At 68.0% G+C, this 22169-nt stretch carries 18 protein-coding genes and 2 tRNA genes; 16 read left to right on the top strand and 4 right to left on the bottom strand.

Annotated features, from left to right (window positions below; genetic code table 11):
- Window positions 1-26 precede the first annotated feature (26 nt).
- The 3 genes from J4E04_RS07775 to J4E04_RS07765 all read left to right on the top strand — a co-directional run bounded on the left by J4E04_RS07775 (window position 27) and on the right by J4E04_RS07765 (window position 4780).
- The gene (locus J4E04_RS07775; protein ID WP_051613357.1) at window positions 27-749 is read left to right on the top strand and encodes a hypothetical protein; all 723 of its coding nucleotides are present in this window, start codon (window positions 27-29) and stop codon (window positions 747-749) included.
- Window positions 750-771: 22 nt separating this feature from the next.
- On the top strand, window positions 772-2877 hold the full coding sequence (locus J4E04_RS07770; protein WP_490150305.1) for an Rv1355c family protein: 2106 nt from the start codon (window positions 772-774) through the stop codon (window positions 2875-2877).
- A 73-nt stretch (window positions 2878-2950) separates the two neighbouring features.
- Entirely contained in the window at window positions 2951-4780 is a 1830-nt protein-coding gene (locus tag J4E04_RS07765; RefSeq protein ID WP_027505748.1) for a putative bifunctional diguanylate cyclase/phosphodiesterase, read from the top strand.
- A gap of 3 nt (window positions 4781-4783) precedes the next feature.
- Here J4E04_RS07765 and J4E04_RS07760 read toward each other — a convergent pair whose 3' ends face one another.
- On the bottom strand, window positions 4784-4930 hold the full coding sequence (locus tag J4E04_RS07760; RefSeq protein WP_197027787.1) for a hypothetical protein: 147 nt from the start codon (window positions 4928-4930) through the stop codon (window positions 4784-4786).
- Window positions 4931-4997: 67 nt separating this feature from the next.
- On the opposite strand from J4E04_RS07760, the gene J4E04_RS07755 reads away from it, so the two are divergent.
- From J4E04_RS07755 to J4E04_RS07745, 3 genes are all read left to right on the top strand, one after another.
- Window positions 4998-5071 (top strand) — tRNA-Ile (locus J4E04_RS07755).
- Between the two features lie 171 nt (window positions 5072-5242).
- A complete protein-coding gene (locus J4E04_RS07750; protein ID WP_490150304.1) occupies window positions 5243-5569 on the top strand; it encodes a DUF2510 domain-containing protein in 327 nt (108 codons plus the stop codon).
- Window positions 5570-5927: 358 nt separating this feature from the next.
- Window positions 5928-8246: a sensor domain-containing protein gene (locus J4E04_RS07745; RefSeq protein WP_490150303.1), complete on the top strand. Its 2319-nt coding sequence runs from the start codon at window positions 5928-5930 to the stop codon at window positions 8244-8246.
- Window positions 8247-8249: 3 nt separating this feature from the next.
- Here J4E04_RS07745 and J4E04_RS07740 read toward each other — a convergent pair whose 3' ends face one another.
- Window positions 8250-8990: a GAF and ANTAR domain-containing protein gene (locus tag J4E04_RS07740; RefSeq protein ID WP_051613355.1), complete on the bottom strand. Its 741-nt coding sequence runs from the start codon at window positions 8988-8990 to the stop codon at window positions 8250-8252.
- Between the two features lie 197 nt (window positions 8991-9187).
- Between J4E04_RS07740 and treS the strand changes: the two genes are divergently transcribed.
- The 8 genes from treS (at window position 9188) to J4E04_RS07700 (ending at window position 18591) form a co-directional block, all read left to right on the top strand.
- Window positions 9188-11371 carry a maltose alpha-D-glucosyltransferase gene (treS, locus tag J4E04_RS07735; RefSeq protein ID WP_027505747.1) on the top strand — a complete coding sequence of 728 codons (2184 nt, stop codon included), beginning with the start codon at window positions 9188-9190 and terminating at the stop codon, window positions 11369-11371.
- Between the two features lie 37 nt (window positions 11372-11408).
- Window positions 11409-12356 (top strand): methionyl-tRNA formyltransferase, encoded by a 948-nt coding sequence (locus J4E04_RS07730; protein WP_056445750.1) that lies wholly within the window; start codon window positions 11409-11411, stop codon window positions 12354-12356.
- A gap of 103 nt (window positions 12357-12459) precedes the next feature.
- Complete coding sequence (locus J4E04_RS07725; RefSeq protein WP_222638406.1) at window positions 12460-13560, top strand: GGDEF domain-containing protein; 1101 nt, start codon at window positions 12460-12462, stop codon at window positions 13558-13560.
- 60 nt (window positions 13561-13620) lie between these two features.
- Complete coding sequence (locus J4E04_RS07720; RefSeq protein ID WP_490150302.1) at window positions 13621-14655, top strand: NAD-dependent epimerase/dehydratase family protein; 1035 nt, start codon at window positions 13621-13623, stop codon at window positions 14653-14655.
- Between the two features lie 45 nt (window positions 14656-14700).
- A complete protein-coding gene (locus tag J4E04_RS07715) occupies window positions 14701-15765 on the top strand; it encodes a YihY/virulence factor BrkB family protein (RefSeq protein ID WP_490150301.1) in 1065 nt (354 codons plus the stop codon).
- A gap of 51 nt (window positions 15766-15816) precedes the next feature.
- A complete protein-coding gene (locus J4E04_RS07710) occupies window positions 15817-16923 on the top strand; it encodes a GGDEF domain-containing protein (protein WP_490150300.1) in 1107 nt (368 codons plus the stop codon).
- A 170-nt stretch (window positions 16924-17093) separates the two neighbouring features.
- A complete protein-coding gene (locus J4E04_RS07705) occupies window positions 17094-18026 on the top strand; it encodes an SDR family NAD(P)-dependent oxidoreductase (protein WP_490150299.1) in 933 nt (310 codons plus the stop codon).
- 4 nt (window positions 18027-18030) lie between these two features.
- On the top strand, window positions 18031-18591 hold the full coding sequence (locus J4E04_RS07700) for a hypothetical protein (protein ID WP_490150298.1): 561 nt from the start codon (window positions 18031-18033) through the stop codon (window positions 18589-18591).
- Window positions 18592-18698: 107 nt separating this feature from the next.
- On the opposite strand, the gene J4E04_RS07695 is transcribed toward J4E04_RS07700, so the two are convergent.
- Window positions 18699-19592, bottom strand: a complete 894-nt coding sequence (locus J4E04_RS07695) for a siderophore-interacting protein (RefSeq protein ID WP_222649317.1) — start codon at window positions 19590-19592, stop codon at window positions 18699-18701.
- Between the two features lie 167 nt (window positions 19593-19759).
- On the opposite strand from J4E04_RS07695, the gene J4E04_RS07690 reads away from it, so the two are divergent.
- Window positions 19760-19832, top strand: a tRNA-Asn gene (locus tag J4E04_RS07690).
- A 129-nt stretch (window positions 19833-19961) separates the two neighbouring features.
- Window positions 19962-20198: a hypothetical protein gene (locus tag J4E04_RS07685; RefSeq protein ID WP_027505741.1), complete on the top strand. Its 237-nt coding sequence runs from the start codon at window positions 19962-19964 to the stop codon at window positions 20196-20198.
- Here the strand turns inward: J4E04_RS07685 and dnaG are convergent.
- Window positions 20195-22120, bottom strand: a complete 1926-nt coding sequence (gene dnaG / locus J4E04_RS07680) for a DNA primase (protein ID WP_056445766.1) — start codon at window positions 22118-22120, stop codon at window positions 20195-20197. The two genes, J4E04_RS07685 and dnaG, sit on opposite strands and share 4 nt — an antisense overlap.
- Window positions 22121-22169: the final 49 nt, after the last annotated feature.

Below are 22169 nucleotides of genomic sequence, written 5' to 3'. Positions count from 1 at the left end.
CATCCCGAGTACAGGAGCGCCAGACCATGACGGCCCCGCCACTCTCGACCACGCACACACGCCCCACACACGCCTTCGGGTACTACGACGATCCGGTGTTCGAGTGCACCGTGGTCGCCACCTCCCCCACCTCCCGCCCGGATCTGTGGCGTCGCTACCTCGAAGGTGCTCGCATCAGTTACGAGCGGCACGACGTGTCCGTCGCCCTCGAGTACGACACCATCCGCGACGGGCGGAACACGACCATCTTCCTGTGCGCCCTGGATGCGTCCGGGCGCATGCTCGCCGGCATCCGTGTCCAGGGTCCGTACGAGCACGCCCGTCAGACGCACGCCGACCTGGAGTGGCAACGGAACCCGTTGGCGCGGAACGTCTTGCGAGACGCTGTCAACGACCGTCTGCGAGAGGGAGTCATCGAGCTCAAATCGGGCTGGGTGGATCGTGCAGCGCCACGGGACAAGCGTCTCGTCGACATGATCGCGCACGCAGGGCCGCTGGCGTGCTCGTTGCTCGGGGTGCGTTTCGCACTCTCCACCGCTGCGGACCATGCCGTGTCGATGTGGCAGAAGTCGGGGGCCGTGGTGGCCGATACGATCGACCCCACGCCGTATCCGGACGACCGCTACAGCACGAGGGCCCTCTGGTGGGATCTGAACACGTTCCGAGAGACCGCTCACGCGCATCACGCTCGACGGATCGACGACGCGGCAGCGCAACTGGTCCACACCTGGTCCACGGGAACGACATAGGCCCGACACGAAGGAGCGACTCGTGACCGATGCGCTGACAGGCTCTGCTGCACTCGTTCTCGATCCACACTCGGAGAACGATCGAGCGGTCGTCGAGTCTCTGCTCGGCGACGGTGTGACCGTCGTTCTCGACACACTCGACGCCCAGGCACGGGGACTGTCCGCTCTGGTCCCCCGGCCCGATGCCGACGTTCTGGACGAATCCCCTCGCTGGGTGCACTATCCGTGGCGCCGCACGCTCGTCCGCGTTCTCGGGCCTCGCGGGTTCCGGCGGCTCCGGCTCGACCGCAACCGCAACAAGATCACCGCCGAGGAGCAGGACCGGTTCGGCGCGGCGAAGATCGGCGTCGTGGGTCTCAGCGTGGGGCACGCGGTCGCGCACACCCTGGCCCTCGAGGGACTGTGCGGGGAATTGCGGGTCGCCGACTTCGACGAGTTGGAGCTCTCCAACCTCAACCGGATCCCGTCGACCGTTCTCGACCTGGGCGAGAGCAAGACCGACATCGTCTCCCGGCGCATCGCCGAGCTGGACCCTTACCTGTCCGTGCGCGTCGAAGCACGCGGCATCACCGCCGACACGGTCGACGACTTCCTGGACGGCCTCGACATCGTCGTCGAGGAATGCGATTCCCTCGACGTGAAGGTCCTGCTGCGTGAAGCCGCCAAGCGGCATCGCATCCCGGTGATCATGGAGACCAGCGACCGCGGTCTTCTCGACGTGGAACGGTTCGATCTCGAGCCCGATCGTCCGATCTTCCACGGCGCCGTCGGCACGCTCTCGTCGGGCGCCCTCACCGGTCTCAGCACGCGCGACAAGGCACCCCACGTCATGTCGATCCTCGGTGCATCCGACGTGTCCGCGCGGTTCGCCGCGTCCATGGTCGAAGTCGACCGCACGATCTCGACGTGGCCGCAGCTCGGGAGCGACGTCGCTCTGGGAGGAGCGACGGTCGCAGCGGTGGTGCGGCGCATCGTGTTGGGGCAATCCATGCCGTCCGGTCGCACTCGTATCGACGTCGACGGCGCGCTCGACACCCTCGGAACGACCGAGAGCGCCGGGGACCCCATCGACGAGCCGGCACCGACGACGGCGCCCACGACACCGACCTCGGTCGTGGACTCGATGGTGGAGGCCGCTCGGCGCGCACCGTCCGGCGGCAACGTTCAGCCGTGGATCGTGACGACGTCCGACGACGTCGTCACGATCACGCTCGATCCTCTACGCACCACCGGTCTCGATGTCGCGCACCGCGGGAGCCGAATCGCCGTGGGCGCCGCGGTGTTCAACGCTCGGGTCGCCGCGGCCCGAGCCGGACTCACGGCGGTGCCGACCGTCGTCGACGAGGGCGACGGTCGCGTACGCGTCGACCTGACAGTGGCGCGAAGGCCGGACACTGCCCTCGCTCCCCTCCACGAGGCCATGATGCGGCGTTCGACGAACCGTCACCCGGGCACACCGACCGCCCTGGCCGACGAGGTCGTGCGCGACCTGTGCGCGGCGGCTGCAGCGGAGGACGGCTCAGCGGTCGTGATCACGGATCGGGCGGCGCTGTCCGAGATCGGCGAGATCCTGGCGGAATCGGACCGACTCCGCTACCTCACCACCACGCTGCACGCCGAGATGATGTCCGAACTGCGGTGGCCCGGCGACGACGATCCGGACACCGGTATCGATGTCGCCACTCTGGCCCTCGACGCCACCGACCTGGTCAAGCTCGACGTCGCCCGACGACCCGACGTGATGCGTCTTCTCGCGGACTGGGACACCGGCAGGGCGTTGGGCGACGACACGCGCGATCGGATGGCGACCACGTCCGCGGTACTCGTCGTGTTCGCGCCGGGACCCACCGGCCGCGATCACGTCGTCGCCGGCGGTGCAGTGGAGCGTGCGTGGATCACGGCCGAGTTGCACGGTCTGGCAGTCCATCCCGTGTCTCCCGTGTTCCTCTACGCCTCGGAGGAGCACGAATTCGACGCTCTGTCCCCGCGTTACGCCGAGCGACTACGCGCACTGCGTCACCGCTTCCTCGATACCGCTGGTCAGCCGCGAGACAAACCGGTCGGCCTCGTATTGCGACTGTCTCACTGCGCAATTCCCGCCGTTCGAAGTCGGCGTCGACCTCGCTGACGGCACTCTTCGCGGTACAGTCGGCTGAACGAGTGCAGTCCAGCGCTCCGCAGCCACGCGAGGAGACCCGACGTTGGAGCGCCGTCCGAGCTTCGACGTGCTGGTGACCCGTGTGGCGACCCATCTGATCGGCGTCAACGCCGCCACGGTCGGTGCGGGCTACGAGAAGGTCCTCTCGAATCTCGTCGACTACTTCGACGTGGACGCCGCCTATCTCCGGCATCACGACGCGCAACGCCGTGCCACCGTGATGGTGGCGGAGTGGCCCGCTCGTACCGACGTCCCTGATCCCGACCCACTGGGGACCGTCACCTTTCGTGACGCCGACCCCGTGTTCGCCGCGACGGAGCACCTCAAGGAGCCGCTGCTCTTCCGCCCCGATCCCGCCATGGAGGACTACCGCCGACGCGTCGAGAGCGCCTCCGGTTACCAGAGCATCTCGATGGCATCGGTCCCGCTCGTCACCCGCGACACGACGACCGGAACCCTGGGGTTGGTCGCGTCGGGCGACCGCGAGTGGTCCGACGAGGAGGTCGAGGCGCTGAAAGCGATCGCCACCCTCTTCTCCCAACTGCAGGCTCGGATCGACGCCGAGGAGCACCTGCGGTGGGCCGCCACGCACGACGCGTTGACGGGGTTGCTCAACCGGCGGGGTGTCTCGGAGCTGCTGTCCGCTCGACTCGCCGGGGGCGGTGACGCATTCGCGGTGCTCTACTTCGACCTCGATCGCCTCAAGGCCCTGAACGATTTCCTGGGGCACTCGGCCGGTGACACGTTCCTCCGCACGGTCGGTGCACGGCTGCAGCGGCATTCGGACGCGGACACTCTTCTCGCACGGTGGGGCGGCGACGAGTTCGTGGTCGTTCTTCCCGGTCCGATGACGGAGGACGACGCGTACGCCGAGGCCTGCCGCATTCTCACCGTGGTGACCGCACGGGTCGACATGGCGGGCGAGTACGTCTCACGTACCGCCAGTATCGGTGTTGCACTGGGCATCCCCGGCAGCGGTACGGTCGATTCGGTGATCGCGGACGCCGACCAGGCTGCGCTGGCCGCCAAGACGGCCGGGGGCAATCAGGTCTCGCTGTTCAGTTCCGAGATCCGCGAACGCAACGAGTTGCAGAACGACATCGAGCTGCATCTGCGCGCAGCGATCGAGGGCGAGTCACTGCTCCTGTACTTCCAACCCGAGATCGACCTCACGACCGACCGCATCACCGCGGTCGAGGCCCTGGTGCGGTGGCAGCATCCCACCCGGGGCATGCTGCCGCCCGTCGAGTTCATCGCCATCGCCGAGGCCGTCAACCTGGCCACCGACCTCGGACGGTGGGTGCTCCACACCGCGTGCAGAACGTACGCGTCGTGGCGCTCGACGTTGGGAACACTGGACATCGCACTGCGGGTCAATGTGTCACCCGCACAGTTGGTCTCGCTCGACTTCGTGCACACCGTACGAGAGGCGTTGTCCCGGTACTCCCTCGAGCCGCAGTACCTGTGCATCGAGATCACCGAGGTGGCGGTGGTCCACGACATCGTCCTGGCCGCACGGGCTCTGCGCGACATCCGTGCACTCGGGGTACGCGTGGCCATCGACGACTTCGGCACCGGGTACAGCTCGCTCTCGCATCTCAAGACGCTGCCGGTCGACGCCGTCAAGATCGATCGCGAGTTCGTCACCCACCTCGCGACCAGTAGGGACGACCGCGCGATCGTCGAGGCCGTCACCGCCCTCGCTCGGGCCTACGACCTCGACCTCATCGCGGAGGGGCTCGAGGACGTCGACGCCCGTGCCGTGTTGCTGGAACTGGGGTGCTCGCGCGCGCAGGGGTACCTCTACGCCCGCCCCCAGCCCGCCGACGTCGTCCTCGAGATGCTGCGAGTCGGAACGCTCACACCGAGCTGAACGTCAGCCCTCCGCCTGGTCGGGCTGCGTTCCGGCCGCGTCGTCCAGTTCCGACGGGTCCGCGTCGGGGTCGCGCGAGGAGTCGTAGGGCCTCTCCGAGGAGGTCGAGGGTTCGTCGGACACGGGCGAGTCGCCGTTCGGTTCGGTCATGCGGCACGCGTACCCGCGGCCGCCGTCGCTAATCCTGCCCAGGTATCGTGAGCGCGCGTCAGCGCCGGGGGCGGTAGCTCAGTCGGTTAGAGCCGTGGACTCATAATCCATTGGTCGCGGGTTCGAGCCCCGCCCGCCCCACTCGGAATTCGCACAGGTCAGGACGGCAGTCGCCGCCTGACCCGTGTTCGCACGACCATCGAGCCGCCGGTCCGTGCCCACTTTCTGCCCACTCCGCAGAATCAACGGTCGAATCAGACATCAACGACACCAGACCACATGGCACGATTGCGGGATCGACAGGAGGCAGGCATGGACGAAGCACAGAAACGGCAGCGAGGCATCATTCTCGGCATCGGCGGGCCCATCGTCGTCGTCTTCCTGCTCGTCCAACTCAACGCAGCAAGCACCGGAGCAATCCTCATCGTGGGCACCCCGTTACTGCTTCTGTTCCTCCTCATCCGGGCGCTGGTGCGAGTCGGCGACAAGCGGCCCGAGCCCGTGCAGATCAGCCCGCCAGCGCCGCAGCAGCCAGGGACACCGGCGCCGGGTTGGTACCCGGACCAGCAGGACGCGAACCTGGTGCGCTGGTTCGACGGGAACGTCTGGACAGACGCAGTACTACCGCGCCGCAACTGAAGAACAGCCATGCCGAAACGCCTCGTCGTTCATGCGCGCAGGTTGCAGTGATGCCGAGGTCTCTGCGAAGGGCCAGCGTGAACCGATCGGCTTGTCAGCGTCGCACCGCGCCTTGTGGTCGATCGGGCAGGGCAATCACGGGTACTAGCTGGAGACGCTGCGGCTGAGGGGCGAATCCATCAGTGCACGCCGGGACACCGTTGTCCCGACACGCACACACCGTCGTTTCGGCTGTTCGTCTGCTATATTTTGAACTCTAGGTTTGTTTCGAAGCGATCGACCCGGCTACCCGTCTGTTCGTCGACTCCGAACGGTGACGAGAGAGGCAGGACCGACGGCAGAGCCGTGAGGAACGACGATGATGCCCGACGAGGATGGATCAGACCCGCGCCCGACGCTGTCGGAGGCCTTCATGTCCTCGCGACTCGGTCTCGCGACGGTGTTCGACCATTCCCCCGACGTGGTGCTCGTGTCCACGTCCGATGGACGGATCGTCCACGCGAATCCCGAGGCGTCGAGGACTCTGGGCCTCGACGGCGGTGAGCACGGGCCGCCGGACGATCCGACCGTGGACGCCGTCGTCGTCCCCACTCCCCCCACGACGCTCGCGGACATCCTGTCGGCTGTGCAACTCCACGGAACGTGGCTCGGCCGAACAGAACTGGTGCATCACCTCACAGGAGAAAGGCTCGCGGTGTCCACCTCAGCATTCGCCGTACGCGGCCACGACGACGACTCGTCCCTGGTCGTCTCGATCCATCGCGACGCCTCTGCACAGAATGCCGACGACCATCTCCTGCAGAAGGCTCTGGACGCGTCGACCTTCCGGGCGTCCGAGCAGCGGGTCGTCGCCGAGCTGAGCAGGCTCGCTCTGCGCGGCCGGCTCGACGACCTTCTGTCGGCGGCCACCGACGCCGTCGTGACGCTGTACGGGGCGCGGTGCGCCGTCATCACCCGCGCGCACGACCTGCCTGCCACTCTCGAGATCGTCGCCGCCACGGGGGACGACGCACCGCACGTTCTGTGCGCCACCGGGCCGTCCTCGATCACCGCGTTCGCCAGCCGATCGGCCACCCGGATCGTGTGGTCCGGGGACGCGCACGAGTCCAGGTTCGACGTCGCCGCCCTCGTCGCAGGTGGTGTCGAGAACGCGGTCGCCGTGCCGATCGACGGCACCGGCCAGCCGTGGGGTGTGTTGACCGTCCTCGGGGTCGACTCGCGCTATCTCTCGTCCGCCACCGGGTCGTCCGTGCCGCTCATCGACATCACGACGGCGGGGCCGCCGATTCTGGTCCCGGACAATCCGATGCTCGACACCGGCGCCCTCGACACGGTGTCCGACGTCGTGTCCGCAGCCGTGCATCGTGTCGGCGTCGAGAGCGAACTGCGCTACCGAAGCCTCCGCGACCCACTGACGGGTCTCCCCAATCGCGCGCTGGCGTACGACCGGATCGAGTCCGCCGTCGAGCGGGGCGTCGCGAAGGCCACCACGACGGCCGTCATGCTCATCGACCTCGACGACTTCAAGTCCATCAACGACGGGCTGGGGCACGAGGCGGGCGACTCGGCTCTGGTGTCCATCGGCAACCGCCTCACCCGGGCATCGCGCCCCGGCGACACCGTGGCTCGCCTGGGCGGCGACGAGTTCGTGGCGGTCTGCGAGAACCTCTCCGGTCCGGAGGAGTCGATCGCCGTGGCGCAGGCCTACGCGGACGCCGTGCGGGCGGCCATCGTCGTCGACGGCAACGAACTGCGCATCACCGCGAGCATCGGCGTCGCGTTGGCGGACGACACCGTGCCCGGCAACGAGCTCATCCGCCGCGCCGACGTGGCGATGTATCGCGCGAAGGACACCGGTCGCGGGAACGTCGCGGTGTTCGACACCGACGATCGAGAGCACCGCCGCAACCAGTTGGCTCTGTCGGCCGATCTCCGGTCGGCTCTCGACAGCCAGATCCTGACGCTCGCGTACCAGCCCATCTTCGACATCGCGACCGGCCGCATCACCGCCGTGGAGGCACTCGCGCGGTGGCAGCACCCCACCCTCGGCTCGGTGAGCCCGGAGACCTTCGTCCGGATCGCCGAGCGCACGGGCCAGATCAACACCCTCGGCCTGTGGGCTCTGCACACCGCGTGCGTGCAGGCGGCGGAGTGGCAGGCCATCTCGGACGTCGGCGTGCGGGTCAACGTCAGCGCCCTGCAGCTTCGCCAGCCCGAGTTCGTGGCCAGCGTCGCCCGCATCCTCGCCAGTTCCGGTCTGCCGGTGGGCCGACTCGGCCTGGAGATCACCGAGACGGTGTGGCTCGCGGACACGGCGCAGGTGCGGGACGCCCTCACCGAACTGCACGAGATGGGCGTGTCCATCCTCCTGGACGATCTGGGCAGCGGCCACAGCTCCGTCACCTACCTCAGCCGGTATCCCGTCATCGAGGCGTTCAAGATCGATCAGACGTACATCCAGGCCATGCCGGGCAAGCAGCCCGAGGCCATCGTGTCCGCCATCGTGTCCCTGGCACACGCGTTCGACGTCGCCGTCGTCGGCGAGGGTGTCGAGTCACAGGCCCAGTTCGACCGTCTGCGGGACAGTGGTTGCGATCTGGCCCAGGGCTTCTGGCTCGCCCACCCGGCCAGCGCGAACGAGGTCACCTCGATGCTGCTGGAGCGACGCGCCGGCTGACCGTCAGCCGGCCGGATCGGTCCTGGTGGCGTCGCGCACGAAGTCGGCGGCCACCTCGCGAACTCGCACGTTCCGGCGCTGCGCCTCACGCGAGAGCACGTCGAACGCGGCGTCCGCGTCGAGACCGCGCATCGCCATCAGAATGCCCTTGGCCTGCTCGATGGGGGCGCGTCGCGCCATGGCGTCGCGCAGTCCGCTCACCGTGGTGGTGGCGTCGGTGTAGCGAGCATGCTCTCCGATGGCCCGTCCCACCGTGGTGGTGAGGCTGTCCAGGATGTCGGCGTCCATGTCGTCGAAGGCGTCGGCGGACGAGCCGTACAGGTTGAACGAGCCGATCACGCCGTCGAGAGTCCTGATGGGCGAGGCGAGGAACGAGTGCACACCCTCGGTGCGCGCCGCGGCCGCGAACTCCGGCCACCGCTGCTCGGTGCTGTCGCAGTCGACGACGATCGTGGTGTCGGTACGGGACGCCTCGAGGCATGGACCCTCGCCGGTCTCGTACTGCATCTCGTCCACCGCGAGGGTGGTTCTGTCGGTGTAGACCGCCGTGTACGTGGTGCCGTCGTAATCGATTGTCACGCCGCAACTGTCGGCGCCTCTGATGACGTCGTGCGCGAGATCCACCGACCGCTGCAGCAACTCGCCGAGCTCGTCCGTGTCCTCGATGCGTCGACCCAGCGAGCCGACGATCTCACCGAGTCGTTCGGGTGTCAGGCCACCTTCGGCCCGCCCTTCCGTGTCCATTGCACCATTCGATCACACGCCCGCCGATCCACCGAGGCGTGTTCGGCACACTCCGTCGGTCCGTGCGTAGTCTGAGGTGCGGTCGGCGTTTCGGTTCGTCGACCCTCGGGTAGTTCCCCGGACGGCATGCAGACCAGGCACGCCTGTGGGAGCTTCCCATCGAAGATGTCCGCGCGTCCCGTCACATCGGAGGAACAGTGGATCCGGAAGTTCAGCACGAACCCAGCGAGATCACGTACGACGAGAGTTTCTACCCGGCCAGGCCTCGCCCGTTGAAGCCGTCGGTGCGTCGTGCGTACCGCACTGCGGGCGCGCTGCCCCAGGGTGACGCCGACGCCTCCAATCCCGAGTACGTGTCGTGGCTCGTCGACCGGTCGATGCTGCACGATGCCAAGCTGATCGCGGAACAGTTGTCCGGCAAGGGCAGCATGTGGCAGAACCCCTACGCGTCGCCGGATCCGCGCGGAGCCGTCGAGCGCGCACCCGTGTGGTTCACCGCGTACCCCATCTCGCTCATCGCGGCTCCAGGACAGAGCTTCCTCGGCACGCTCGGCGACGAGGCCCTGTGGCAGGTGTTCTCGGACATCGGCATCACGGCAGTGCACACCGGCCCCGTCAAGGAGGCCGGCGGACTGCACGGGTGGCATGCCACACCGTCGGTCGACGGCCACTTCGACCGCGTCAGCATGCAGATCGACCCGGCGTTCGGCTCCGAGGAGGAGTTCCGGCGGCTGTGCGTCGTCGCGTCCGCCTACGAGGGCATCGTCATCGACGACATCGTCCCCGGACACACCGGCAAGGGCGCCGATTTCCGATTGGCGGAGATGAACGTCTCCGACTACCCCGGCATCTACCACATGGTGGAGATCGAGCCGCAAGACTGGCACCTGCTCCCCCGCGTCAAGGCGGGCCAGGACTCGGTGAACATCGATGCCGAGTCCGAGGCCAATCTCGCTCGTGCCGGGTACATCGTCGGCCAGCTCCAGCGCGTCATCTTCTACGAGATGGGCGTCAAGGAGACCAACTGGAGTGCCACGCCGGTCATCCGCGGAGTCGACGGGGTCGAGCGCCGCTGGGTGTACCTGCACTACTTCAAGGCGGGTCAGCCCTCCATCAACTGGCTCGATCCCTCGTTCGCCGGTATGCGCCTCGTCATCGGCGACGCCTGCCACTCCATCGCGGACCTCGGCGCCGGCGCACTGCGTCTCGACGCCAACGGTTTCCTCGGAGTCGAGCGCCGGACCGAGGGTCCGGGATGGTCCGAGGGCCACCCGCTCTCGGAGGCCGCCAATCACCTCATCTCCAGTGTGGTGCGCAAGATGGGTGGCTTCACCTTCCAGGAGCTGAACCTCACCATCGACGACATCAAGGCGATGGGAAGCAGCGGCGCCGATCTGTCCTACGACTTCATCAACCGCCCCGCCTATCACCACGCGCTCGTCATGGGGAACACCGAGTTCCTCAGGCTCACCATGAATCTGGCGCGGGACCACGGTGTGGACACCGCCTCGCTGGTGCACGCGCTGCAGAATCACGACGAGATGACCTTCGAGCTGGTGCACTTCGCGACCCTGCACCGTGAGGACGAGTTCTCGTACGGCGGCGACGTGATCAAGGGCGGCGATCTGGGTGACCAGATCCGCGCCGAACTGTGCGAACGACTCACCGGCCGGTGGGCGCCGTACAACCGCACGTTCACCAACAACGGGATCGCCTGCACCACCGCGTCGGTCATCACGGCGTCGTTGGGCATCCGCGACCTCGACCGGATGGACGACACCGACATCGAGACGGTCAAGCGCGCCCATCTCATGCTGGCCATGTACAACGCGCTGCAACCGGGCGTGTTCGCGCTGTCCGGCTGGGACCTCACCGGCATCCTCCCGGTGCCGGCGGAGGAGGTCGCCGATCTCATCCGCGAGGGCGACACCCGCTGGATCAACCGTGGGGCGCACGACCTCATGAACACCTCGCCCGACGCCACCCGGTCGGAGTCCGGGATCCCCCGCGGCCGCAGTCTCTACGGCTCGTTGCCGGAGCAGATGAAGGACTCGACGTCGTTCGCGCGTCAGCTGTCCCGCATCCTCGATGTGCGGACGAGGTACGGCATCGCGACGGCCACCCAGCTCGACGTCCCGTCCGTGTCGCACAAGGGACTGCTCGTCCTGGTGCACCAGCTGGGCAACGGATCCATCTCGGCGACGGTGCTGAACTTCACGGGCGACGAGATCCACGCGACGGTGCAGTCGAAGCACCTCACCGGCGGGGCCACGGTGGTGGACCTGTTCACCGACCAGGACATCGCCGTCGTCGACGAGCTGGGCAGTTTCCCGATGACCCTGCAGCCCTACCAGGGCGTCCCGGTGATGCTCAGGGGCTGATGCCGAGAGGTAGCCGGGGAAGGTTAGGCTAACCAGCATGCGAGTGGCGATGTTCGGCTATCAGACCTGGGGACACACGACGCTTCGGACGGTCATCGAGTCCGATCACGAGGTGGTCCTGGCCGTCACCCATCCTCCCAGCGAGCACTCGTACGAGTCGATCTGGTCGGATTCCGTGGAAGATCTGGCACGCGCCCACGACGTGCCGGTCCACCTCGCCCTCACTCCGGACGATGCGCTGCGCGTCGCACTGGAGGAGGCGAAGCCGGACATCATCGTCGCGAACAACTGGCGCACCAAGCTGCCCCGGTCCATCTACGACATGCCGCCGCACGGCACCCTCAACCTGCACGACTCACTGCTGCCCCGGTTCACGGGTTTCTCCCCCGTGATCTGGTCGCTGATCAGCGGCGCGGCCGAGACCGGCCTGACCGCGCACCGTATGGACGACGAACTCGACACCGGCGACGTCGTCATCCAGCGGTCCGTCCCGATCGGCCCGCGCGACACCGCGACCCAGTTGGTGCAGGCGACCATCGACCTCATTCCCGAGGTACTGCTCGAGGCGCTCGGCGCGATCGAGAGCGGTACCGCGGTGTGGACCCCGCAGGACCTCTCGCAGCGGACGTTCTTCCACAAGCGTGCGGACATCGACAGCCGTATCGACTGGACGTGGCCGGCCGAGGACATCGACCGTCTGGTCCGCGCTCAGTCCGACCCCTACCCCAACGCGTGGACCCATCACCGTGGCCGTCGGCTCCGCATTGTCGAAGCGCATGTGTCGCAGGGCATCTACGGCGGTACACCCGGTCGCGTCTTCATCCACGAGGGTGACGGCATGGCGATCGTCTCCGGCCCGAACGCCCACCTCGGCCGAAACCGAGCGCTCGTGATCGACGCGGTGCGCACGGAGGACGACGACCGCACGATCCCCGCGGCGGAGTACTTCCCCCGCGGCGGCGGGTACCTCACCGACGCTCCCTGACGTCCGGTTCCGGCTGGTCGCGCGAACGGGATCACGAACGGGTCGGGTCGAGTACATTTCACCTGGAAGCGGGTGACGGGGGCTGGTCACGAGGACGGTCTACATGGCGAGAATCACCGGTCCCGGTTCGTGGACGGACCGTGCGCAGCACTCACGGACGGTGTGGCGATCCACGGCGCGCGCGGGTGATCCGGTGCGCTCCGACCTCGTCATCGTCGAAGGACTCGCCACCATCACGGCACTCTGCACGCTCCTGTTCGGCGCTGTCCTGGTCTGGATGACGACGGCCGACGACTACGCGTTCTCCTGGTGGTCGAAGACCTACACCTTCGGGGTCACGGTGACCGCCGCAGTCACCTGGTGTGCGTTGCACACCCCGCGTGCCGGCATCTTCTACCGGCACACGGACGCGGTCACCCTGGTGGCCGCGATTCTCGTCGTCGGCAGTCCGGTCCTCGCCTATGCCAGCGCGGGGTCTGCGTACCCGGCCTTCGGACTCGTTCTGGCCATCGTGGCCTTCGCCGGAATACTCCAACGTCGCGCCCACATCGTCACGTTCACCACGCTGGCGGTGTGCGCGTGGACGGCGTTGGCGGTGGCTCACGGCACCGACGTGAGCGTGCAGACCTTCGCGGTGTCGGTGCTGCGAACCGTTCTCGTCGTCGCGGTCATCCACTACTTCCGCATGAAGACCATCGACCTGCTGTGGGAGAAGTATCGGATGGTCGACGAGCAACGTGCCAGGGCCGACTCCCTGTCGCACGTCGACGATCTGACCGGCCTGGCGAACCGTCGCGGCCTTCAGCGACGTGCGGCGACCGAACTCGATCGGTGCCGACGAGAGTCTCGGCCCGTGAGCGTTCTCTACCTCGACGTGGACGGTCTCAAAGATGTCAACGACACCCTCGGGCACGATGCCGGAGATGCCGTACTGGTACGACTCGCCGAGATGCTGGGGACCGCGTTCCGCGGCAGTGACATCGTCGCCCGCGTCGGCGGTGACGAATTCGTCGTGGTTCTCCCCGACACGGACCGGACCGTGGCGCTGGATCTGGGTGCGTCCATCCGCGATCTCTCGATGACCACCGAGGTGTCCGTCAGTGTCGGACTGGCAGTGTGGAGTCCGGGACCACACGCGCCGGATCTCGACGACCTGACGAGGCGCGCCGACAACGCGATGTATCGGGTCAAGTCACGGCGCTGAACGGCGACGCGGGAGCCGGGGTACCCGTTTGGCTCCCCGACGCACGGGTATCGCCACGACATGCCGGAACAACGCAGTGGGCTCGTCGTGGCCGTGACCGGAGCGACGGGAAACCTCGGGACCTCGGTCGTCGACGCGCTGGTCGACGACCCGGCGGTCTCCGCGGTCCGTGCGATCGCGCGGCGCTCGCCCGTGCCGGCGAACGGTCGTCCGGCGTGGGCTCCCGCACGGACGACGTTCGTCGAGGCGGACATCGCACGGGACGACCTGGTCCCGCTGTTCGACGGAGTCGACGTCGTCGTACACCTGGCGTGGCAGTTCCAGCCGTCGCGCGATCCGGTGCAGACCTGGGACGTCAACGTCGTCGGCGCGATGCGGGTCTTCGACGCCGCGGCGGCGGCCGGAGTGAGCGCGTTGGTGCACGCGTCGTCGGTCGGTGCCTACTCCCCGGGATCGAAAGACGTTCGGGTGACCGAGGACTGGCCGACGCACGGCTGGCAGGGCGCGGCCTACACGCGCGAGAAGTCGTATCTCGAGCGTGTGCTCGACCGGGTGGAGACGCGGAATCCCGACCTCCGGGTCGTCCGGATGCGCCCGGCCTTCGTCTTCGAGGCGTCGGCGTCCACGGAGCAGCGTCGACTGTTCGGCGGACCCTTCGTCCCGGCCCGGCTGGTGCGACCCGCGTTCGTCCCGGTCTTCCCTGACATCGCGGATCTGGTGTTCCAGGGAGTGCACTCCCGTGATGTCGGACGAGCATTCGCCGCGGCGGCGGTGCGCGAGGTGTCGGGCGCGTTCAACCTCGCGGCGGACCCCGTCATCACCCCGGCCACCTTCGCGGAGATTCTCCGCGCGCGGTTGATCCCTCTGCCCGCGTCCGCGGTGCGACTCGCCCTCGATGCTCTGTTCACCGCACGCCTCGTTCCCACCGACCCCGGCCTCTTCGACGCGGTGCTGCGGCTTCCCATCATGGACTCCGGTCGCGCCCGCGACCTGCTGGAGTGGGCGCCTCGACACACCGCGCAGGACGCTCTCGCCGAGTTCGTCCGCGGCGTGCACGAGGTTGACGACGCCCCGACCCCGCCGCTGTCCGCGTGACCCGGCGGCGGTTTGCGTCGGGTGAGTGCGGGTAGTCCGCAGTCCATGACCCGAGAGCAGACGACGGGTGACGACCCGGCCCACGCGGACCCGGACGATCCTCGGAAGCCCGATTCACCCACCGATCTCACCAAGCCGTCGTTCTTGTACGTCCTGCGCAAGACCGCGCGCGAGTTCTCCAAGGACCAGTGTACCGATCTGGCCGCTGCTCTCACGTATTACGCAGTGCTGTCGCTGTTCCCGGCTCTTCTCGCCGTCGTGTCCCTTCTCGGCGTGTTCGGGCAGGGCGAGCGCACCGTCACCGCGGTGCTCGACATCGTGTCCGACCTGGGGCCCTCGTCCGCCGTCGACACACTGCGCGGACCGGTCGAGCAGCTCGTCCAGGCGCCCACCGCCGGACTCGCCCTGATCATCGGTCTGGCCGGCGCCCTCTGGTCGGCGTCCGGCTACGTGGGCGCGTTCGGCCGCGCCATGAATCGGATGTACGAGGTGGACGAGGGCCGACCGATCTGGAAGCTCCGCCCGGTCATGCTGGTCGTCACTCTGGTCGGCCTGATCTGCATCGCCGCAGCGGGACTCATGCTGGCCGTCAGCGGTCCCGTCGCCACGGCCGTGGGTGACGCGATCGGTGCCGGCGACACCGCACTGACGGTGTGGAACATCGCGCGGTGGCCCGTCGTCCTCGCGCTGATCGTCTTGGCCGTCGCGATCCTCTACTACGCCACACCCAACGTGCAGCAGCCGAAGTTCCGATGGATCAGCACAGGGGCCGGCATGGCCATCGTCGTGTGGATCCTCGCGTCCGTGCTCTTCGGTTTCTACGTCGCGAACTTCAGCAGCTACAACAAGACCTACGGCTCGTTGGCCGGCGTGATCATCTTCCTGCTGTGGCTCTGGATCACGAACCTCGCTCTGCTGTTCGGGGCGGAACTCGATTCCGAACTCGAACGCGGCCGCCAACTCCAGGCCGGCATCGAGGCCGAGGACCATCTGCAGCTTCCACCGCGCGACACGCGCGTCTCGGAGAAGAACGAGGAGACCGATCGCGAACACGTCGAACGTGGTCGCGCCCTGCGCCTCTCACGTGGCGAGGACTCGTCCGCCCGGTAGCGTGGTGGTGACACGGGCCATGGGAGCCCGGAGCGAGGGTGGTCTGCGCGAGTGAGTGACACGGGGGCGGGCGCGCTGGTGGCGTCCGCACGCCGAGCGCGTCGGCAGTGGCGCGAGAGCGCTCACGACGGCGATCCGGTGCGATCGGACGTGGTGGTCGTCCAGGGCCTCGCCGCGATCTGCGTGCTGAGCACCGTTCTGTACGGAGCGGTGTTCCTGTGGGTGGTGACGGACCCCGACTATGCGGTCCACTGGTGGGTTCAGTCCTACAACCTGCTGGTCGCCGCGCTCGCGGCCACGACGTTCTGGGCACTGCACACGCCGCGGGCCGTGTGGTTCTACCGTCACACGGACGTCGTGACGTTCGTCGCCGCAGCCCTGATCATCGCCAGTCCCGTTCTGGGCAACGCCGATGCGGACTCCGGTTTCCCCGCCTTCGGACTCGCGCTCTCCATCGTCGCCGCCGCCGCGCTGCTGCAACGACGATGGCACGTGGTCGTCGTCGTCACCGGGGGCGTACTGGCCTGGATCGCCCTTGCCTCGGTCAACGGGATCGGAGACGCCGGGGTGCGCACCTTCGCGGCCGCGATCGTGCGCACCGTTCTGGTGGCGGGGTTGATCCACTACGTGCGGATCCGCACCATCGGTCTGCTGTGGGAGCGCTACAGGTCGGTGGATCGAGCACGCGCTCGAGCCGATTCGCTGTCTCACCGAGACGACCTGACGGGGCTGCTGAACCGGCGCGGTCTCGCGCGGGGCGCCTCGCCCGCGCTCGCCGACTGCGAACGTGATGCCGTGCCCGTCGGTGTCCTCTATCTCGATCTCGACGGTCTCAAGGAGATCAACGACCGAGCCGGCCACGACGCGGGCGACACGGCGCTGGTACGACTGTCCGGCATTCTCCACAGAAGTTTTCGCTCCGACGATCTGATCGCCCGCGTCGGCGGCGACGAGTTCGTGGTTGTCCTCCCAGGGGTCGGCGAACAGGAGGTCCTCGACCTCGGGGCGACCGCCCTCGACGGGCTCGGCGCCGCGCAGCTCTCCGTCAGTGCGGGGGTCGCGGTGTGGAACCCCGCCCCCGGCGGTGTCGGCCCGGACCTCGACGAACTGATGAGGCGGGCGGACAACGCGATGTATCGCGAGAAATATCGGCGTTGATCGGTCTCGTCCTGCTCGTGACTCCGAATTCGGGGTACTGCTCTGGGACGCCGCCGGTCACATCCGCGGCGTCGACGGCGTCGAGAACTGGCGTCACCATCGACGGTCTCGGCCGTCGACTCTCCGGACGCGCGCCGACGTCGGCAGCGCGTCGATACCCGAGGTGATCCATGACCCAGTCCATCTCTCCCACCGATCGTCGATCCGCCGGGACGATCCTGATCACCGGCGCGTCCAGCGGTATCGGCCGCGCCACCGCCCACCTCTACGCCGAGCGCGGCTGGTCCATCGTCGTGTGTGCCCGTGGCCGTGACGGCCTGGCCGCCGTGGCCGACGAATGCCTGCAACGCGGCGCCGCCGCGGTGGCCGTCAAGCCGGTCGACGTGGTGCGCGGCGACGACGTGACCAAGGTCGTCACCGAGGTCGTCGAGCAGTTCGGCCGCCTCGACGTCTGCGTGCACTCCGCCGCCGTGATGTCCTACGGGACGTTCCTCGACACCCCGGCAGAGGTGTTCGATCACGCCGTGTCGGTCGACCTGCTCGGGTCCGCGAACGTCGCACGGTCGACGCTGACGGTGTTCCGCGACCAGGAGCACGGCCACCTCGTGGTCATCGGCTCGTTGCTGGGCCGTATCGCGGTGCCGTGGATGGGCACCTACGTCACGTCCAAGTGGGGGCTGCGCGGCCTCACCCGTGTTCTCCAGCAGGAGGTTCGGCAGTATCCCGGCGTCCACGTCAGCGCCGTCGCACCCGGTGCCGTGAACACGCCGATCTACGCGCAGGCCGCCACCGTCGTCGGCAGAGCGGGGTCGCCGCCTCCCCCCGTCGCGGAGCCCGAGGTCATCGCCCGTGCCGTCGCGGCGGTCGTCCGGCGCCCACAGCGTGAGCGGGACGCCGATGCGGTGTTCGGCCTCGTCAACAAGTTCGCGTCGGCGGGCTACTCGCTGGTGCCGGCGGTCTTCGATCGACTCGTCGGGCCGTTGATGTGGCGTTTCGGCATCGCACGCGAGCCCAAAGACGATTCGGAGGGCAATGTATTCCACTCCAGGACCGCACCTCCCCCGCGGAAAGTGACCGCGCGGACCGGAGACCGTCCACACTGAGTCCATGACCACCCGACGCCGGTTGCCCCCACAGAAGCTCGGATCCCTCATCGGCGCCGTGTTCGGACTCGTGTTCGTGGTGGTCAACTCGGCGTCGTCGCCGACACTCCTGCGTCTCGCGTTCTGTGTGGCCGCTGCGGCGGCCGCGATCACCGTTCTCGTGGGAATCGCGCGCAATCCCGTGGCCACGGTGCCCGCGGGTGTCACACCGTTCGGACGCGGTTACGTCGTGATCGTGCTCGCCGAGGTGGTGCTGCTCTTCGTCGGCATCCGCATCGTGGCGGGGCCTCTCGGACTGCCCGAGGCCGGGGTCGCCTGGGTGGCCGTCGTGGTCGGCGTGCACTTCGTCGTCCTGGCGCGCCTGTGGCACCTGCGACTGTTCGACGTCCTGGGCTCGGTGCTGACCGTTCTCGGGGTGCTCGGCTTCGTCCTGGCCGTCGCCGGGGCGGACCGGATGTGGACCGACATCGTGGCAGGAGTCGCTTCGGGTGCGGTGCTCCTGGAGTTTTCGCGCCGAGGAGTGCGCCGGGAGGGTGGGCGTCAGCGCCGCCGCACCAGTGCGTAGATCAGGCCCACCACCGCCAGCACGATCAGCAGGAGAACGATGACGTGGAACGGCTGCAGTGAGCTCATGGGGCATCCTTGCACGCCGGGGAGCGCGTGGACCGCGTTCTAGAGCCCCACCTTCTCCAGCGCTTCGTCGTAGATCAGAGCCGCCTCGGACTCCGAACGGCCCTCCTGCAGCGCGCCCACGTAGACGGCGGACACCTCTTTCTCCACCGCCGTGTACTTCGCGAGCCACTGCTCGGCTCGCACGCGCCAGTAGCCGATGATGTCGAAACGGTCGACGCCCATACCCTGCTCGCGGCGCACGTACTTGCGGACGGCACGCGAGTCCGCGGCCTCCCCCGCGAAGAAGACGTAACCCGCGCCCGGCGGGAACTCCCACGCCTGCACCGCGTCCGGCAGCACTCCGGGACCGTGCCCGTTACCGGACCCGACGCACCACTGCACTGTCACCTCGGCCGCCGACTCGAACGTCTGCACGTCGGCCTCGTCGAGAACCTCGACGATCGCATGGGCCCGAGTGTTCGCGGGCAACTCCTCGAGCACTCGGCCCAGCGCCGGAAGCCCGGCGAGATCCGCCGCGAGGAGGAACCACGCGGTGTCCGCCGGCGGCGCGAACCAGTGCCGCGGTGGAGTGACGACCACGACGTCGCCCGGTCGCGCCGACAGCGCCCAGGAGGCGGCCACCCCGCCGTCGTGGGCGACGAAGTCGATCACCAGCTCACCGGCGTCCGTCACCCGTCGCACCGTGTAGTTGCGTCCCTCGGGACGGGTGGCGTCGTCGTGGTACCACCACACCCCGTCGACACACTGCATGGCCGGCGGCCGAGCGTCGCCGGGAGCCGGGAAGTAGAGCGCGACGCACTCGTCGGCCACACCGGCCGGGCGGTACCGGCGCAGGTCCTCTCCGCCGAAGGTGAGGCGAACGAGGTTGGGGCTCAGTGTCGTCCGGTCCACCACCTCGGCCCAGTAGAAGGTCGGCTCGGTGTCGTCGGTCATCGTCGGGGCTCCCGCAGTCGAGGTCGTCGTTCCGAGTTAGGTTACCCTGACCAGGCCGGGTGTGGTGGTGCCAGGACGAGGCGATTTGGTGGTCGACGGGTGCCATGGGTTAGAGTCTCTTCTCGGCGAGGATGCATCCGAGAGGGTGCTGTCGGAGCCACGAACATTCCCCCATAGCTCAATTGGCAGAGCATTCGACTGTTAATCGAAGGGTTTCTGGTTCAAGTCCAGATGGGGGAGCACGCAGAGCCCGTGACCGTTGTCGGTCACGGGCTCTTCTCGTTTCGCCGCACCCGCCCCGGGGAGTTCGCCGTGCCCGGTCACGTCGGGCAGGATGGTCTCAGACGTCTCGAAAGGACTCACGCTCACATGATGGGAATGTTGGCCGGCATCGCTGCCGGATACGTGCTCGGCACCAAGGCGGGGCGGGCGCGCTACGAACAGATCAGCCGCGCGACGAAGGCGGTGGCGTCGAGCCCCGCGACGAAGAAGGTCGTGTCGGCCGGACGCCAGAAGTTGGCCGACACCCTCAGCACGCAGCCGAAGCTCGAGCCGATGAAGCAGGTCGACGACACTCAGCTCTACATCCCGCACGACAAGCTCTAGACGGCGGGGAACTCCGCGTCCGTGGTGCTGCCGACGGCCTGCTCCAACAGGCTGCGGCGGTACTGCTCGAGCGCGATGAGGTCGCCGAACAGCGCGTTGTAGTCGTCCGGCTTCTCGATGGGTGACATGCGCTGCAGCTTCGACTTCAGTTCCGCCACCTGCCGGCCGACCCACACCTCCTGCAGACGCGCGAGCACCCCCGAGATGTAGCGCGGGGTCGCCTCGTCGGAGATGGGCATGGCCTCGACGGCCAGTTCCGTGACCAGGGAGCGCAATCCCTTCGGCTCCGCCTTCTTGCCGACGGCGTCGAGCCACTCCCCGCCCCCGAGCCCCGCGGCCGTTCCACCGGCCTCGCGGACCGCCTCGGACACCGCGGCGTACGCCGGGTGCCCGAACGTCTCGGGCGGCAGCGAATCGAACACGGACCCGGCGATACCGGGGTGCTGCATGACGGCCTTGAGGGCTTCGCGCTGCGGCCACAGCGTGGGGTCGTTGCGCGCCGGATGGGCCGGTCCGACCGGCGCGGCCTTCTCGGTCTCGGTACTGCGCACCGGCCGCCGGAGCGGCGCCGGAGCGCCACCCTTCGCGATCTTGGCCGCTTCCTCGCGCACCCGGTTGACCACCATGCGCTCGTCTATCCAGCCCACCCAGCCGCTGAGCCGAGCCGCGTAGTTGTCGCGGAGCGCACGGTCCTTCATCTGGGCGACCATAGGCACGGTGCGGCGCAGGGCTTCGACCTGTCCCTCGGCGGTGTCGAGATCGCACTCGGACAGAGCGCCGCGAATGGCGAACTCGAAGAGTGGGGTACGACGCGCGACGAGATCACGTACCGCCGCGTCCCCCTTCTCGAGGCGCAGGTCGCACGGATCCATCCCGTCCGGAGCCACCGCGATGAACGTCTGGCCGGCGAGCTTCTGGTCTCCCGAGAAGGCCTTCATCGCGGCGGCCTGACCGGCGGAGTCCCCGTCGAAGGTGTAGATGATCTCGCCGCGCCAGAACTTGTCGTCCATCAGCAGCCGACGCAGGAGCGCGAGGTGCTCGTCACCGAAAGCGGTACCGCACGAGGCGACCGCCGTCTTGACTCCCGCCAGGTGCATGGCCATGACGTCGGTGTAGCCCTCGACGACGACGGCCTGATGCCCCTTGGCGATGTCCTTCTTCGCCAGGTCGAGGCCGAACAGCACCTGAGACTTCTTGTACAGCAACGTCTCCGGGGTGTTGACATACTTGCCCGGCATCGTGTCGTCGTCGAAGATCTTGCGTGCGCCGAAGCCGATGACGTCACCGGACAGGTTGCGGATGGGCCACAGCAATCGACGGTGGAACCGGTCCATCGGACCCCGCTTGCCCTCGCGGGACAGCCCGGCCGCCTCGAGTTCCTTGAACTCGAAGCCCTTGTTCAGCAGATGCTTGGTGAGCGTGTCCCACCCACTCGGGGCGAACCCGCACCCGAACTCCTGTGCCGCAGCGGCATCGAAGTTGCGCTGCGTCAGGTAGTCCCGCGCCGCCTGCGCCTCGGGTGATCCGAGTTGCTCGGCGTAGAACTGCTGCGCTGCCGCATTGGCCGCGACGAGGCGGGACCGGGTCCCACGATCACGCTGGACCGAGGTGCCGCCACCCTCGTACGAGATGGAGTAGCTCAGCCGATCCGCGAGTTGCTCGACGCTCTCGACGAACGTGATGTGCTCGATCTTCTGCAGGAACGTGTACACGTCGCCGCCCTCACCACAGCCGAAGCAGTGGAAGGTGCCGTGATTCGGCCGGACGTGGAACGACGGGTTCTTCTCGTCGTGGAACGGGCAGAGCCCGCTCATGGAGTCGCCTCGCGGAGCCTTCAGTGCGACGTACTCGCCGACGATGTCCTCGATGCGAGTGCGTTCGCGAATGGCGGCTACATCGCGTTCAGGTATCCGGCCGGCCACGAGCCCAGTCTAGTGCCGGGTCCGACACGGCTCCCCCGCCGTACCGACC

Source organism: Rhodococcus sp. NFXS4 (assembly GCF_058139645.1).
The sequence above is the reverse complement of the archived record's forward strand: the minus strand, read 5'-3'. Positions and strand labels throughout refer to the sequence as shown.